The sequence below is a fragment of the Rhizobium sp. CSW-27 genome (assembly GCF_018760785.1).
Classification (GTDB): Bacteria; Pseudomonadota; Alphaproteobacteria; order Rhizobiales; family Rhizobiaceae; genus Neorhizobium.
Genome location: NZ_JAHHZO010000015.1, coordinates 25,579 through 40,606, shown reverse-complemented (window position 1 = coordinate 40,606; position 15,028 = coordinate 25,579). Strand labels below are relative to the sequence as shown.

The following is a 15,028-nucleotide window of genomic DNA, read 5'->3' as shown; positions in this document are numbered from 1 at the left end:
AAATCACGGCGAACATCACAGCGGAATTCGTAGATCTTGATGACGAACAAAAGGATGAAGAACAACTCAGTCGCTACGAACGGTGGCCTTATGACGCTGGCTTCTGGCGAGGTCAACGAAACGGCACCTCACCTCTTCGAACAAAGCCGGAGGCAGCGGGCCGTGATATCCGCTCTCGCTGTCAACAGGGCGAACATCTGGCCCCGGCCAGACGAAACGATTGCTTTCGGTCAGCACGATCCAGGATCGCTCGTCATCGAGACCCAGGCGGCGTTTGGTGGCCGGCGGGATTTCGATCGCATCTCGGGGATCGGATGGTGGGGAATGGGTGATCGGCAGGACACGTACTGCAGGCGTCCCGTCCTCAAGCGTCGCAACAATGGCCAGCACCAGAGCGGGGCGGTCCTTGTCCCCCTCCTCTCGTCCGTCCAGATGCTGCCAGTGCCAAAGATAGGAATAGCGAAAGACCCAGCCGACCTTCGGTTCAATCGGCAGCATTCTTGTCCATCAGCAGTTCGGCATTGAGATGATCCAGGCCCGGCTCCATCGTCGAAGCCTCGATCGCGGCAAGCTCGTCGTCAGTGATCGCAGCCGTCAGATCGACCCGCCGATCGCGCTTGGCGAGACGCAGATAATCTTCATAGGCCATGAGCACTGTACGCGGCCGGCCGTTCTTGGTGATGATGACCGGCTCTCGCACAGCGGCATCCTGGTAGGCGCCAAAATTCTTCGATACCGCAGCTGCTGTCACAGTCGACGTCATGGCAAATCTCCTTTGTTCCGGAATATACGGGCTTTCCGGAACTTTTGCAAACATGCTACTGAACGTGACGGAATGCAATGACGCGAAAGCCACTAACATCCAAATCGACCGACGATGTGGTTACGCGACGTGTGGAAGAACTCGATACCATCGCTGCCGTACTCCCAATGGAACGCCGTGACGAATTGGCTGAGCTCCTGACGGACCAGGATGTCGAGACGCTCCGTCATCTCGTCAACGAAGGCATGGGCGCAAATACACTGCGCGCGCTCACCTCCGATCTCGCCTACCTGCAGGCCTGGTCGCTGGCGGCATCAGGACGATCACTCGCCTGGCCCGCGCCGGAAGCGCTGCTGCTGAAGTTTGTCGCTCATCACCTCTGGGATCCGGAAAAGCGTCTGACGGATCCGGATCATGGCATGCCGGCCGAGGTCGAGGACAAGCTTCGCCTCCAAGGGTTTCTCCGTTCTTCAGGCCCCCATGCACCCGACACCGTGCGCCGACGTCTGGCAACCTGGTCGACGCTGACCAAATGGCGCGGACTGCAAGGTGCCTTCACCTCCCCTGCCCTCAAGTCGGCCATCCGGCTGGCGGTGCGTGCAACGCCACGCCCGAAGCGGCGCAAGAGCGTCAAGGCCGTGACAGGCGATGTCCTGTCGAAGCTGATTGGCACCTGCCGGGCCGGCAGCCTGCGCGATGTCAGGGACAAGGCGATCCTGATGGTTGCCTTTGCCTCCGGTGGGAGGCGCCGCAGCGAAGTGGCGGGGCTGCGTAAGGAGCAGTTGGTCATGGAAGCACCGATCCCGGTTGAAGGATCAGCTCCTCTGCCATCTCTGTCCATCCATCTCGGCCGCACCAAGACCAGTGGCGCCGACAACGAAGAGGTCGTCTATCTCACTGGCCGGCCCGTCGATGCGCTGAATGCCTGGCTGGAGCTTGCCAGGATCGACAGCGGCAGTGTGTTTCGCGCCATTGATCGCTGGGGCAATCTCTCACACCGTGCGTTGGATCCGAAGGCCATCAACGATATCGTCAAGCAGCGTGCCGCCATGGCCGGGCTGAACCCTGCGGAGTTTTCCGCCCATGGCCTGCGCTCCGGCTACCTGACCGAGGCAGCCAATCGCGGCATCCCGCTTCCAGAAGCCATGGAGCAATCCCGGCATCGATCGGTTCAGCAAGCATCCGAATACTACAATAGCGCAACGAGACGGAGTGGCAGAGCAGCCAGGCTGCTCTAGTTCGGTGATGCTCTCTCATGGGAGGGCGCGCCAGCTATAAACCGTGGAACGAGTGCTGTATGAAATGCGGCGCCACTGCCGTACGATCATGCCTCTACCTTGTACGTCGTACAACCCATCACCCCGTTTTCCGATCGCCGTTCGCATTGGCACGCATCAGTGACATTAGCATCGGTCCAAGCCCGAACTCCCCTGCCCGCGCTCGGCGCGTGAGATCGCGGAGATATCCACCTGCCGAGTTGATATGCCCTGCCCTCTCCAAGATTGCAGCCATGGCAACCGCGGCGTTCTCGGGACCCATCACCTCGCAAGCTTCCTGGTAAGCCGACGGGCTGACGCCAAGCATCGATCGAACAACCACCGCGGCCCCCATCAGCTCGCTCCAATGGGAGATCGTGCCGCCGGGCCCGTAATCCAAAATCTGCGGGCAGGCTTTCAGGACCATCGACAGCGGGAACGCCTTCATCTGTTCCGGCTTTGCCAACGGCTGAGCAACCGCATTGGGTGCTACTTCCAGCTCGACGGCTCCGCCCTGCTCTTTTCTAGAGCCAGGTTCAAGTTCATAGATGGATTCGGGTTTTGAATTCTGTATGTGACAGCCATTTTGGACAGCATTGCCGTCCATATTTTGAGAATCTAACTGATTTTTCAGAAGGTTGAGGATTTCGGTGCGCAAGAGCTGAATCTCGTCAAAGATTGCCTCCACCTGGTGACGGTCAGGATTGCGGGGAAGTCGGCTGACAATGCCGACATACATGTCTTCGATGGCCTCCCAGTCGCCGTCGGCCCCCTCCTCCATTGCGGCGGAAATTAGCTTGCGTACATCACGCCGGCAGATAGTCAGCGCCTCTTTGGCCCGTCTGAACTGCAGGCGCTCGGCAGCGACTTCCTGTGCCAGAATTGCAAGTTCCGCAGCACGAGCCAAAAGTGGAGAAAGATCGAACCCAAAGGCTTGCTCGATATCGCCACCCTTGCCTCGGTGAGCGTAGCGCTTGCCGTTCGGACTATCCTTGCGCTGGATGAGCCCGGCTTCGACCAGGGCAGCCAAATGGCGCCGCAAGGTCGTTCCAGTGATGCCGTGCGCTCTGACAGAAAGCTGAGCGTTCGAAGGGAAGACCACCAATCCGCTATCGCAGTTGAGCTCGCTTTCCGGATAAAACGTCAGCAGTGCGTCCAGCACAGTCAGCGCCCTGTCCTGGAGGCCGAGGCGTTCACGGGCCTCACAGGCGTCGCGAAACACCTTCCATTTTTCAACCGGGCGGTTTGGTTTTGTCTCGGACGTCTGGAGCTGCCTCTTTACAAGAGCAAGCACAGCCGGCCGCCGCCCAAAGGGCGTCGTCACATTTCCAGTCTGCATATTCCTTCACCTTTCTTCAGGCAAAAGAAGTCCGCTCACCAAAACGATGCCAATGACTCTTGACTGCGATTCATGAAAATGCGATTCTCAGGCTGCTTAGACCAATGAGAGAGGCTTCCATGACGGCAACGTTTGGGGGCCTTTTTCTTTTGCTATCTCCCTTCAGTCTCTTTGCTCGGAGATTGAGCTTGATTTTTGAAACTCGAATAGAGTTCCGGAAGCTGCTGCATCACGAATGATGCGAAGTCCTCATCACGAGTTCGATCAATCTGAATTTTGCAAGATTTGCCAGAAACGGCCAATCTTGCGATTTCAGTGCCATCGGACAGTTTCGCGACCAATGCGAGATTTGGCGATGCCGGGCTGGCCTCATTCTTTGCCTTCGCAGCACGAAGGACGACCGCGAATCGCTCATCGCTGTCCTTATGCCGAAAAGTGGCGTGCTCGGTTGCTTTCCGGATTTTTGTTTCCGCACCTGTTTCCTTCAATAGTTCGGCCAGCTCCTGCCATCTTGGACGACCAATCTTTGGAGCTCGACCGATCGCAGTGACTATCCACTGAGGAACGGCCCGGGCCACCGTTACAAGCTTCGATGCTTCCTGGCGGTCCACAGAGAGTGCTGTTTGAATTAGAGCCCGTTGGAAACCTCCGTCTTCAAGCCTCAATGCAAACGTTGCACGTTCGATGAATGTCAGATCTTCACGGGCTGAATTCTCGACGCCTTGTGCAACGATGAGCCGATCATCGTCCAGCTCCCGGACGTAAGCTTTAACTTTGAGACCAAGATCCGAGGCCGCTTTTACTCGCCGATGGCCATAGGCAATTTGATAACGACCGGGAGAGGTTGGATGAACTCGAACAAGTATCGGGATTTCCTGACCATGCTCCTGAAAAGACGTTTTCAGCGCCTCGACAGCTGCTAGATCCTGGTCAGCAAATCTGTCTGCAAAAGGGGAGGGGTCGAGCAATTCGGTATCAAGCTCGACAGGAACCGCGCCGCTTGAAACCTGCCGCTTCAGCTCTTCGTAGTCCCTTTCGACCTCGGAGAATGTATCCTTCAATGAGCGAACCGCTCCGGATGCGACCCGTTCAACCGGAGGCCTGACACCCTCTACGGACGCAGAGCCGGATTCTGCTGCGAAAAGAGATCGGATCGATTGTGTGCGTTTACTCATCTTATCCTCTCGGGGCCATCAAACCAGAACGCCGTCATCTGTAGTCAGCTGACAACAGCTTAAGCCATTGAAAAATAATGACTCAAACTAAGTTCACCGCTGCCATACCTGGTTCAGAAGCCCAACGACTTCTTCGTTTACTGCGTTGATTGACTCCATAGCTCGATCATAAGTGGACCGGCCAACTGCACCTCTGGTCAACTCATAGAGCGACTGCTTTGTAAGCCCAGCATTGGCAATGGCAGTCGACTTCCATGCGGTCGCAGACATCACGTCGGCACCAAATACGTCTCGCATAAGTCCAACAATTTCTTGCTCCGGAACATCGCGAGGATCATGACGCGTGACCAGGAAACGAAGGAAGTCGTAATCTAGGCGACCGCCGGCTTCCTCGATCACGGAGACCAGGTCGGAGGTCATCAACAAGAACTGACTCATGGAAGCGACATCGACCATCTGGGGATGCACGGTGACGATCATGCCAGTGGCGGCATTCAAGGCCCCCATGGTAAGGAAACCCAATTGTGGTGGGCAATCGACGACAACAACGTCAAATTCGTCCTCCACCTGAGCGATCGCCCCTGCCACGCGACGGAAGAAGAGATCCTCCGCTTTACCCCTATTTTGCAGCATGAATCTTGGAGTCTGATGCTCGAATTCCATGAGCTCCAGGTTCCCGGGCACAATGCTGATCCCTGTGAAATAGGTCGGTCGGACCACGTCTTTCATCAGTACTCGTTCTTCATCGTACCGGATGGCGCCGTACAATGTGGTGTTCTCGGCGACGTCGAACTCCGGCTGATAACCAAACATCGCTGAGAGGGAGGCCTGCGGATCCAAGTCGATCGCAAGAACCCGGTAGCCTTGCAGAGCGAGCCCCTGCGCGAGGTAGACAGAAGTGGTCGTTTTGGCCGACCCTCCCTTGAAGTTTGCGACCGTGATCACCTGCAACTTTTCACCGCTGCGCCGCTGCGGGAAGAATCTTGCAGCTTCCTTCGGCCTGACGGTCGCTAGATATCGCCTGAGTTCATTGATCTGTTCCAGAGTGTAAGATCGGCGCCCGCTGTTACCCAAATCCGGTGTTGGCCCCAATCCGTCAATCGAGAGCTGTCGAAGATAGCCGTCAGACACGCCAACAATCTCTGCGACTTCCCCGGAGGTAAATGATCGCAGGGACTTCTGTGCCGTTGGTGGGAATGCACGCTCTCCTACGGCTCGGAGCCTCGCTGAAAGCGCTTCAGCGCGCTGAGTAATGTTGGCTGAAGTTGATGGTTTTCCGATGTTGCGATGGATCACGTTCACTTTTGCCTCTATCCTCAGACGGTTTTTTAGCGTCAGACGCGCTATTTCCGTCTCAAGGATAAGTCACGATTCCCGTTGGTCTGCAAGAGAAATAGGGTTAACAAAACCTTAACAGCTCAGGAAGGAGCTCACACGTCTATCGTTAGGGTCGGCCATTACGCATTGCGACCAATGGCTTAGCGGATTTTGCGACTTCGCGGTCAAAGCGTCTTACTAACACTTTTGTTAGTCACTGAGGCATCCCGCCGAACCCGAAACGTTAGACTCGCACCTGACTGAGCTAGAATCAGCAGCTGACACTTTTGGCAGTAGATCGAAGCTGGATGCCCCGGCAAAGCTCCTCGCACCACCAACGCAGGGGAGATTTGCCCGATGCGCATCATCGCCATCAAGAACCCGAAAAGCGAGGTTGAGCACCGTCTTGTCCACGAAATGCACCGGCTCCGCGCCCGCATTTTTTGCGGTCACCTGGCATGGACCGTTCGTTACGCGTCCGGCCTCGAGATGGACGGCTTCGACAAGCTAAGTCCAACATACATCCTTTGCATTGACCGTTCCGATACTGTGATCGGATGCGCTCGGCTCTTGCCGGCGACCGGCGGCACGATGCTTGAGAAGGTATTTCCTCAACTCCTGGAGACCGGGCAGCTCCCTACGCACAATCGGATGATCGAAAGTTCTCGATTTTGCGTGGATACAAACGCTGCTGCCGAGCGGGAGCGGGCGGGGCTCCATTCGGCGACACTTGCCATGTTCGCCGGTATCGTCGAGTGGAGCATCCTGAATGGTTATCGGGAGATCGTGACAGCCACGGACGTCAGACTAGAGCGCATCCTTCGCCGGGCCGGTTGGCCCCTCCGCCGACTCGGCCCGCCTGCCCAGATCAACGAAACGAAGAGCGTCGCGGGCCTGCTCCCCGCAGACTGGGTGAGCTTCGATTGCCTTCGCCCCAGCGCCTATTCGTCAAGTTTCCCACTTCATCAAAAGGAAGCGGCCTGATCATGCTCAGCACCCAAAACCGCTCACTCCCCCGTCTCGTCAGCAAGCTGCAGAACGCTTTGGGAGATCATCTGTGCGTCGCGCTCGAAGACCCGAGCGTGGTCGAGATCATGCTCAACCCAGACGGTCGTCTGTTCATCGAAAGGCTCGGTCACGGCATGGCTGCAGCTGGCGAGATGACTCGGTCTGCGGCGGAAACCGTCATCGGAAGCGTCGCCCACGTTCTGAACTCGGAGGTCGACGATGACAGGCCGATCGTGTCGGGAGAACTACCGATCGGCGGGCATCGCTTCGAAGGCTTACTGCCGCCGGTGGTCTCGGGTCCGTCGTTCACGATCCGCCGTCGCGCGTCTCGCCTTATCCCTCTGGATGACTACGTATCGAACAAGGTGATGACGGCAAAGCACGCTGAGGTCATTCGCAGCGCAATTGCCTCGAAGCTCAACATTCTCGTTGCCGGTGGCACGGGCTCTGGCAAGACCACCCTTACTAACGCGATCCTTGCGGAGATCGTAGCGAGCTCTCCCGACGATCGCCTGGTCATTCTGGAAGACACCGCCGAAATCCAATGCGCTGCAGACAATGCAGTCAGCCTGCACACCAGCGACGCGGTCGACATGTCGCGTCTCCTGAAAAGCACGATGCGGCTTCGGCCGGATCGGATCATCGTCGGAGAGGTCCGAGACGGTGCAGCGCTCACGATGCTCAAGGCCTGGAACACGGGACACCCCGGAGGCGTGGCAACCATCCATTCGAACAGCGCACGATCCGCGCTTCAGCGGCTCGAGCAACTGACCGCTGAAGCCAGCCATCAGCCGATGCAGGCCGTCATCGGTGACGCTGTCGACCTGATCATCTCGATCGAGCGAACCGCAAAGGGCAGGCGCATCAGCGAAATCCTTCACGTCACCCGCTTTGCGGGCGGCCAGTACCAGACGGAACCCTATGCAGAGGAGAGCCGAGATGCAGCATAACAGATCCTTCCTGACACTTGCCGTGTTGGCTTTTGTTGCAATCGCTGCTGCGTCGCCCGCCTTCGCCAGTTCCGGTGGAAGTCTTCCGTGGGAAGGTCCGCTCGAGCAGATCCAGGAATCCATCACGGGCCCTGTCGCGGGCTACATCGCACTGGCAGCCGTCGCGATAGCCGGGGGGATGCTCATCTTCGGTGGCGAGCTCAACGATTTCGCCCGCAGGCTTATGTACGTCGTGCTGGTCGCCGGCATTCTGCTCGGTGCGACGACGATCGTCGGCTTGTTCGGCGCAACCGGGGCCTCGATCGACCTGCCATCGGAGCAGGTCGCGCTGTTCCATTCGCGTCGGGCAGGGGAGGAGGCATCGTGAGCCTCCACCGCAATCGCATTCATCGCGCATTGTCACGGCCGAACCTCCTGATGGGTGCCGACCGTGAGCTGGTGCTGATCACCGGGCTTGCGGCCGTGATCCTGATCTTCGTGGTGCTGACGGTCTACTCGGCGCTCTTCGGCGTGGCCGTCTGGATCGTCATCGTCGGTTTACTCCGCATGATGGCCAAATCCGATCCGCTGATGCGGAAGGTCTATGCCCGTCACATTTCATATAAACCCCACTACCGGCCAACGGCCGCGCCGTGGCGCAAATACTAGAGGAGTCCCGATGGCAGCCCTCAAACGTTTCCGCGCGACCGGTCCCTCGTTCGCAGATCTCGTTCCCTACGCCGGCCTGGTCGATAACGGTGTTCTGCTCCTGAAGGACGGGAGCTTGATGGCAGGTTGGTATTTCGCGGGTCCGGACTCCGAAAGCGCGACCGACCTCGAACGCAATGAGCTGTCCCGACAGATCAATTCCATTCTGTCACGACTGGGGACGGGGTGGATGATCCAGGTCGAAGCCATTCGGGTGCCGACGGTCGACTATCCCGCGCCAGGCCAGTGCCACTTCCCTGATCCTGTCTCCCGCGCGATTGATGCCGAGCGGAGAACGCATTTCGGGCGGGAGCAGGGGCATTTCGAGAGCAAGCACGGAATCATTCTGACCTACCGGCCACTCGAGTCGAAGAAGACGGCGCTCAGCAAATACATCTACTCCGACGAGGAGAGCCGCAGAAAATCCTATGCAGACACGGTCCTGTTCGTGTTCCGCAACGCGATCCGGGAAATCGAACAGTATCTCGCCAATACCCTGTCGATCGCCCGCATGCAGACCCGCGAGGTCCGCGAGAGGGGAGGGGAGCGGGTCGCACGCTATGACGATCTCCTGCAGTTCGTTCGATTTTGCATTACCGGTGAGAGCCATCCGGTTCGCTTGCCGGAGGTTCCGATGTATCTCGACTGGCTGGCGACGGCAGAGTTGGAGCATGGTCTGACGCCAAAGGTCGAGAACCGGTTCCTCGCGGTGGTCGCCATCGATGGCCTACCGGCCGAGAGCTGGCCCGGCATTCTCAACAATCTCGACCTGATGCCGCTGACTTACCGCTGGTCTTCGCGCTTCATCTTCCTCGATGCGGAAGAGGCGCGCCAGAAGCTCGAACGAACCCGGAAGAAATGGCAGCAGAAGGTTCGCCCCTTCTTCGACCAGCTTTTCCAGACGCAAAGCAGATCAGTCGATCAGGATGCCATGACCATGGTCGCCGAGACCGAAGATGCCATCGCCCAGGCGTCGTCGCAGCTTGTCGCCTATGGCTACTACACCCCTGTCGTGATTCTGTTCGATGGAGACCGCGACGCCCTGCAGGAGAAGGCGGAAGCCATCAGACGGCTGGTCCAGGCGGAGGGCTTCGGAGCGCGTATCGAGACCTTAAACGCAACAGACGCGTTTCTCGGCAGCCTCCCCGGAAACTGGTACGCCAATATCCGTGAGCCTCTGATCAATACGAGCAATCTGGCGGACCTCGTTCCGTTGAACTCGGTATGGTCTGGCAATCCGGTGGCGCCGTGCCCCTTTTATCCGCCTAACTCACCCCCACTGATGCAGGTTGCCTCTGGATCGACGCCGTTTCGCCTGAACCTGCATGTCGACGATGTCGGCCATACCCTGATCTTCGGACCGACTGGTTCGGGCAAGTCGACCCTCCTCGCGCTGATCGCGGCGCAATTCCGGCGCTATGAGTTCGCGCAGATCTTTGCCTTCGACAAAGGTAATTCGCTCCTTCCCCTGACGCTTGCTGCCGGTGGCGATCACTATGAGATCGGCAACGACCAGAGCGGGGAGGGGAGGGCGTTGGCATTTTGCCCGCTATTCGATCTTTCGACAGATGGCGATCGGGCCTGGGCGACTGAATGGATCGAAATGCTCGTCGCCCTGCAGGGCGTCACCATCACGCCCGACCATCGCAATGCAATCTCACGCCAGATAGGGCTGATGGCGACGGCGCCCGGAAAGTCGCTGTCGGACTTCGTCAGCGGCGTGCAGATGCGCGAGATCAAGGATGCACTCCATCACTATACCGTCGATGGCCCTATGGGTCAGCTTCTCGATGCGGAAGAGGACGGCCTGACGCTTCGAGCGTTCCAGTGCTTCGAGATCGAGCAGTTGATGAATATGGGCGAGCGCAATCTCGTGCCCGTTCTCACCTACCTCTTCCATCGAATTGAGAAGCGGCTCGACGGGTCTCCAAGCCTGATCCTGCTGGATGAAGCCTGGCTGATGCTTGGGCATCCGGTGTTTCGCGACAAGATCAGGGAATGGCTGAAGGTTCTCCGCAAGGCCAATTGCGCCGTTGTTCTGGCGACCCAATCGATCTCCGACGCCGAGCGCTCCGGCATCATCGATGTGCTGAAAGAATCGTGCCCGACCAAGATTTGCTTGCCGAATGGCGCTGCGCGCGAGCCAGGAACGCGCGAATTCTATGAGCGGATCGGGTTTAACGAACGCCAGATCGAGATCGTCTCGGGCGCCATCCCCAAGCGCGAATATTACGTCGCCACGCCCGACGGACGGCGGCTCTTCGACATGTCGCTCGGGCCGGTAGCCCTAAGCTTCGTTGGCGCATCCGGAAAAGAAGATCTGAAGCGGATTCGCGCGCTGAAGGCGGAACACGGCCAGGAATGGCCTACCCATTGGCTTGAATCGAGAGGAGTTCACAATGCCACGTCGCACCTCAACGTCCAGTAACTGGATCGTCGCAACGATGACCGCGGCAATCGCGCTGTCGGCGATTGCTCCCGCCTATGCGGGATCTGCAACGGGCGCTGCCACCGAATGGACGCAGCTTGCCAACAACGCTCAGCTCATCGACCTCCTGAAAAGCTCCGGCCTTCAGGTCGATAACCAGCTGACCCAGATCACGCAACTGGCGGAGCAGATTCAGAACCAGCTGAAGATCTACGAGAACATGTTGCAGAACACGGCGCAGCTCCCTGATCACATCTGGGGTCAGGTCGAGAGCGATCTCAACCGACTGCGCAGCATTGTCGATCAGGGGCAAAGCATTTCGTTTTCGATGGGCAATGCAGACGATGTCCTTCAGCAGCGGTTCAAGAGCTATGCCGACCTGAAAACCAACCTGCCCAATGCCGAATCCTTCTCGAACACCTATCAATCCTGGTCGGACACGAACCGGGACACGATCGGCAGCACGTTGAAGGCAGCGAGCCTGACTGCAGATCAGTTCGACACCGAAGAGGGGACGATGAGTTCGCTTCGATCGATGTCTGAGTCAGCCGACGGCCAGATGAAGGCCCTCCAGGTCGGACATCAGATCGCCGCCCAGCAGGTTTCCCAGATGCAGAAGCTGCGCGGCCTGGTTTCCCAGCAGATGACGATGATGGGGACGTGGCTGCAGACCGAGCAAACGGACAAGGACCTCGCGCAGGCCAGGCGAGAGAAATTCTTCAATGCCGACGTTACCACGATCCCGAGTGGCCAGAAGATGGAGCCACGCTGGTGAACCGCACGGTCCTGATCGTCATGGTGCTGGCTATGGTCGCTGCGGCGGCTTCTGGCGCCACTTTCTATTTCGTCCAGGTGAAGACCCCGGCATCACCCGAAATGAGCAAAGAGCAACGCATCACCCGTGAGAAATTCTTCGGCACAGCCAAAGAGCTGCCCCCGATCGAAAAAGGTCAGGAGATGCGGCCGAGATGGTGAAGCGCAATCTTGAACAGACCTTCGTTCTTGCGGGCATAGCCTGCCTGGTCCTCGCCACTCCCGCGCTCGCGCAGCAAGGACAGGTTCTGACAGAACTCGAGAACCAGGTTTCTACTGCCGCCAAGGGATGGGAGACCACCATCATGGACGCGGCAAGGTCACTGTTCTGGATCCTTGCGGGGATCGAGGTCGGCATCGCTGCCGTGTGGCTCGCTATACAGGCCGCATCCCTTGAAAGCTGGTTCGCCGAACTCGTCCGGCGGATCATGTTCATCGGCTTCTTCGCGTTCGTTCTCACCCAGGGGCCAACGCTTGCGCGGGACGTCGTCAACAGTCTCTACCAGATCGGCGCGGGCGGCGGATCGGCCTCACCAGCCGAGGTGTTCGACGCCGGTATCCGGGTGGCATCGCAGATGTCCGAGCAGGCAAGGTTCGGGGTGTTCGAGGACAATGCGCTTGCAATCGCCGCCGTCCTGGCGATGGGCGTCGTCGTCATTTGCTTCTCCTTGGTCGCGGCAATCTTCGTCGCGGTGATGGTTGAGATGTATGTCGGACTTCTGGCCGGCATGATCATGCTCGGGCTTGGCGGCTCGTCCTTCACCAAGGATTTTGCAGTCCGCTACCTTGTCTATGCCTTCGGCGTCGGCATGAAGCTCATGGCACTGGTCATGATCGCGAAAATCGGATCCGAGGTCCTTCTCGGCCTGGCGCAAGCACCAACAGCTGAATCCGATCAGTTCATCACGACACTGGCGATCGCCGGCATATCGGTGGTCGTGTTCATCATCTCCATGTACGTGCCCACGATTATCCAAGGCGTCGTTCAAGGGGCATCGGTCACCGGCGGGATGGAGACCATCCGCCATGGGGGGCAGGGCGCTTCATTTGCACTTGGCGCAACGTCACTCGCGGCCGGCGCTGTCGGGGCCGGTGCCGCTGCAGCTCAGTCGGCACGCGCGGCTGGGTCCTCTGTCGCGGGAGCGGCACTTCGCGGCATGGGTGCCGGGATCGGTTCGGCCGGAAAAGCAGCAGGCTCGGCCGCCAAGGAAAAGGCGATCGGTTCGCCTGGTGCTTATGCCGGCTCGATCATGGGACTTGCCAACGCCAAGCTTGACCAGAGCCGCACGGGACAAAGCGGCCCCAGAACGCCGCCCGAACGCAACGACAAGTAATCATCAGAAAGGCAGAACGCGATGGCAGCAAACCGGCCACCCGACAGTCCTTACCTTGCCGCGCGGCAGGAATGGACAGAACGATATGGATCTTATGTTCAGGCCGCGCGCGCATGGCGGATCGTCGGCATTCTTGGACTATCGATGGCCGTGATCGGCTTCACCTATGCGATGTATCTCAGCACGCAGGTCAAGTTGGTGCCCTACATCGTCGAGGTCGACAAGCTCGGCACCTCGGTAACGGCCGGCTTCCCCCAGCAGATCGAATATGCAGATGCCCGCGTCGTTCGCGCGACACTCGGCAACTTCATCACGAGCCTGAAGTCGATCACGCCGGATGCGGTGGTGCAGAAGCAATATATCGACCGGACCTATGCGCTTCTCAGGACGTCCGATCCCTCGACCCAGAAGGTCAATGCCTGGTTCCGCGGCAACTCGCCGTTCGAGAAGGCGAAGACGTCAACGGTCGCCATCGAGGTCAACAACATCGTGGCGCTCTCCAACCAGACCTACCAGATTGACTGGACCGAGTACGAACGCGACCGAAAAGGCAAGGAAACCGGCACGCGCCGGTTCCGCGGGATCGCGACGGTCGCGCTCACCGCGCCACAGGACGAGGCGATCATTCGCCTCAACCCGATCGGTCTTTATGTCCAGGACTTCGACTGGACCGCACAGCTTTAAGGGCAGGGGAATTCACATGCACAGAACAGGATTGATCGCGGCCGTCGGCTGCATGGCAGGACTCGTCCTCGCGGATTGCGCAGTCGCACAGAGCATGACGTCGAACGAGGTGAAGGGGACCAACATCTCGCGGAAATGGCGGGGGACACCAGGTCTGGTGACGACCGGTCCAGACGGGAAGGTGATCTTTCTGTTCGGCGAGACCCAGCCCTCTGTAGTGTGCTCGCCGCTTCAGGTTTGCGATATCGAGCTGCAGGGCGGCGAGATCGTCCGCGATGTGCTGGTCGGCGACACGGTCCGCTGGAAGGTCGAGCCGGCGACATCGGGGGCGACCGGCGGCCAGGCAATACATCTGATCGTCAAGCCGTCGGAGGCCGACCTCGTCACATCGATGGTCGTCACGACCTCTCGGCGGACTTATCATATCCAGCTCAAATCCCACCCCAGCCAGTACATGGCCCGGATCGGCTTCGAATACCCGGAGGATGTTTCGACCAAATTGGCTGACATCAATGCCCGGCTTGAGACCGGCGGTATTCCGGGAGCCGCTCCGGACAAGCTGAACTTCTCCTATTCGGTCAGTGGCGGCGCCTCATGGAGGCCGAAGCGCGTCTATTCCGACGGCACCAAAACCTACATCCAGTTCCCCCGGTCGATTTCGGGGCAGGACGCTCCGGTGCTGTTCGTCGTCAGCGGCGGCCAGAACCGCATCGTCAATTACCGCATGAAGAACGACATGATGATCGTCGACTACGCCGTCGACAAGGCCGTGCTCGTCTCCGGGGTCGGCTGGCGCCAGCAGAAGATCACGATCCGGCGGGGAGGCTGACCGATGAACAAGACCATCGCCGCCATCATCATTACCGCCGTTCTTTCCGGTTGCCAGACTGCGGATGAAACGCTGGCCACAGGTTCCACTCCGATTTCTGTCACAGGGGCCACCGCAAGCGCAATCGCCGGCGACATAGCAAGCCGGCTTGCTGAACAGGTTGGACCTGCCGGCACCACGACGCTCAAAATGGAAAAAGACACCTCCGAATACGCCGCCGCTCTTGAGGCCGCGCTAAAGGGATGGGGGTACACGGTCGTAACCGATGAGAAAGTCAGTAAGGATCAGAAGCCTGTCGAGTTCGCGTGGTCAATCGACAGTTTCGACGGTCAAGTACTGGCGCAAGTCAGCACACCAGCCCTTGCGCTTGGTCGGGCCTATACGGCGAAGTCATCAGGCGCGACACCCGCCAGTCCGCTTTCGGTCATGCAGCGAAACTGAGGGA

17 protein-coding genes are annotated in these 15,028 nt (G+C 58.8%); 12 read left to right on the top strand and 5 right to left on the bottom strand.

Going from position 1 to position 15,028, the window contains the following annotated elements; all coding sequences use genetic code 11:
- Positions 1–66 precede the first annotated feature (66 nt).
- A complete protein-coding gene (locus KLP42_RS22090; RefSeq protein ID WP_215569543.1) occupies positions 67–498 on the bottom strand; it encodes a plasmid maintenance toxin (PemK-like) in 432 nt (143 codons plus the stop codon).
- Positions 485–763, bottom strand: a complete 279-nt coding sequence (locus tag KLP42_RS22085; protein ID WP_215569540.1) for a type II toxin-antitoxin system Phd/YefM family antitoxin — start codon at positions 761–763, stop codon at positions 485–487. Before KLP42_RS22085 ends, KLP42_RS22090 begins: the two co-directional genes overlap by 14 nt.
- Before the next feature lie 77 nt (positions 764–840).
- Between KLP42_RS22085 and KLP42_RS22080 the strand changes: the two genes are divergently transcribed.
- Positions 841–2,001 carry a site-specific integrase gene (locus KLP42_RS22080; protein WP_215569538.1) on the top strand — a complete coding sequence of 387 codons (1,161 nt, stop codon included), beginning with the start codon at positions 841–843 and terminating at the stop codon, positions 1,999–2,001.
- A gap of 118 nt (positions 2,002–2,119) precedes the next feature.
- On the opposite strand, the gene repC is transcribed toward KLP42_RS22080, so the two are convergent.
- The 3 genes from repC to repA all read right to left on the bottom strand — a co-directional run bounded on the left by repC (position 2,120) and on the right by repA (position 5,835).
- Entirely contained in the window at positions 2,120–3,358 is a 1,239-nt protein-coding gene (gene repC / locus KLP42_RS22075; RefSeq protein WP_215569536.1) for a plasmid replication protein RepC, read from the bottom strand.
- 152 nt (positions 3,359–3,510) lie between these two features.
- Positions 3,511–4,533: a plasmid partitioning protein RepB gene (gene repB, locus KLP42_RS22070; RefSeq protein WP_215569533.1), complete on the bottom strand. Its 1,023-nt coding sequence runs from the start codon at positions 4,531–4,533 to the stop codon at positions 3,511–3,513.
- 93 nt (positions 4,534–4,626) lie between these two features.
- Positions 4,627–5,835: a plasmid partitioning protein RepA gene (gene repA, locus KLP42_RS22065; RefSeq protein ID WP_502941337.1), complete on the bottom strand. Its 1,209-nt coding sequence runs from the start codon at positions 5,833–5,835 to the stop codon at positions 4,627–4,629.
- Between the two features lie 372 nt (positions 5,836–6,207).
- On the opposite strand from repA, the gene traI reads away from it, so the two are divergent.
- The 11 genes from traI to trbH are packed head-to-tail and all read left to right on the top strand — an operon-like array spanning position 6,208 to position 15,024.
- Positions 6,208–6,834, top strand: a complete 627-nt coding sequence (gene traI, locus KLP42_RS22060; RefSeq protein WP_215569530.1) for an acyl-homoserine-lactone synthase — start codon at positions 6,208–6,210, stop codon at positions 6,832–6,834.
- 2 nt (positions 6,835–6,836) lie between these two features.
- Complete coding sequence (gene trbB, locus KLP42_RS22055; RefSeq protein WP_215569527.1) at positions 6,837–7,808, top strand: P-type conjugative transfer ATPase TrbB; 972 nt, start codon at positions 6,837–6,839, stop codon at positions 7,806–7,808.
- Complete coding sequence (locus KLP42_RS22050; RefSeq protein WP_215569525.1) at positions 7,798–8,175, top strand: TrbC/VirB2 family protein; 378 nt, start codon at positions 7,798–7,800, stop codon at positions 8,173–8,175. Before trbB ends, KLP42_RS22050 begins: the two co-directional genes overlap by 11 nt.
- Entirely contained in the window at positions 8,169–8,456 is a 288-nt protein-coding gene (locus KLP42_RS22045; protein ID WP_174014220.1) for a conjugal transfer protein TrbD, read from the top strand. The genes KLP42_RS22050 and KLP42_RS22045 overlap by 7 nt, the downstream gene beginning before the upstream one ends.
- A gap of 10 nt (positions 8,457–8,466) precedes the next feature.
- The gene (locus KLP42_RS22040; protein ID WP_215569523.1) at positions 8,467–10,923 is read left to right on the top strand and encodes a conjugal transfer protein TrbE; all 2,457 of its coding nucleotides are present in this window, start codon (positions 8,467–8,469) and stop codon (positions 10,921–10,923) included.
- Positions 10,895–11,698, top strand: coding sequence for a P-type conjugative transfer protein TrbJ (gene trbJ / locus KLP42_RS22035; RefSeq protein ID WP_215569514.1), 804 nt, complete (start codon positions 10,895–10,897; stop codon positions 11,696–11,698). Before KLP42_RS22040 ends, trbJ begins: the two co-directional genes overlap by 29 nt.
- Positions 11,695–11,898, top strand: coding sequence for an entry exclusion protein TrbK (gene trbK, locus KLP42_RS22030; RefSeq protein ID WP_215569506.1), 204 nt, complete (start codon positions 11,695–11,697; stop codon positions 11,896–11,898). Before trbJ ends, trbK begins: the two co-directional genes overlap by 4 nt.
- Positions 11,892–13,070 (top strand): P-type conjugative transfer protein TrbL, encoded by a 1,179-nt coding sequence (trbL, locus tag KLP42_RS22025; RefSeq protein ID WP_215569504.1) that lies wholly within the window; start codon positions 11,892–11,894, stop codon positions 13,068–13,070. The genes trbK and trbL overlap by 7 nt, the downstream gene beginning before the upstream one ends.
- 21 nt (positions 13,071–13,091) lie before the next feature.
- Entirely contained in the window at positions 13,092–13,754 is a 663-nt protein-coding gene (locus KLP42_RS22020) for a conjugal transfer protein TrbF (protein ID WP_215569502.1), read from the top strand.
- A 16-nt stretch (positions 13,755–13,770) separates the two neighbouring features.
- Complete coding sequence (trbG, locus tag KLP42_RS22015; RefSeq protein ID WP_215569500.1) at positions 13,771–14,583, top strand: P-type conjugative transfer protein TrbG; 813 nt, start codon at positions 13,771–13,773, stop codon at positions 14,581–14,583.
- Between the two features lie 3 nt (positions 14,584–14,586).
- On the top strand, positions 14,587–15,024 hold the full coding sequence (gene trbH / locus KLP42_RS22010) for a conjugal transfer protein TrbH (protein ID WP_215569498.1): 438 nt from the start codon (positions 14,587–14,589) through the stop codon (positions 15,022–15,024).
- Positions 15,025–15,028 lie beyond the last annotated feature (4 nt).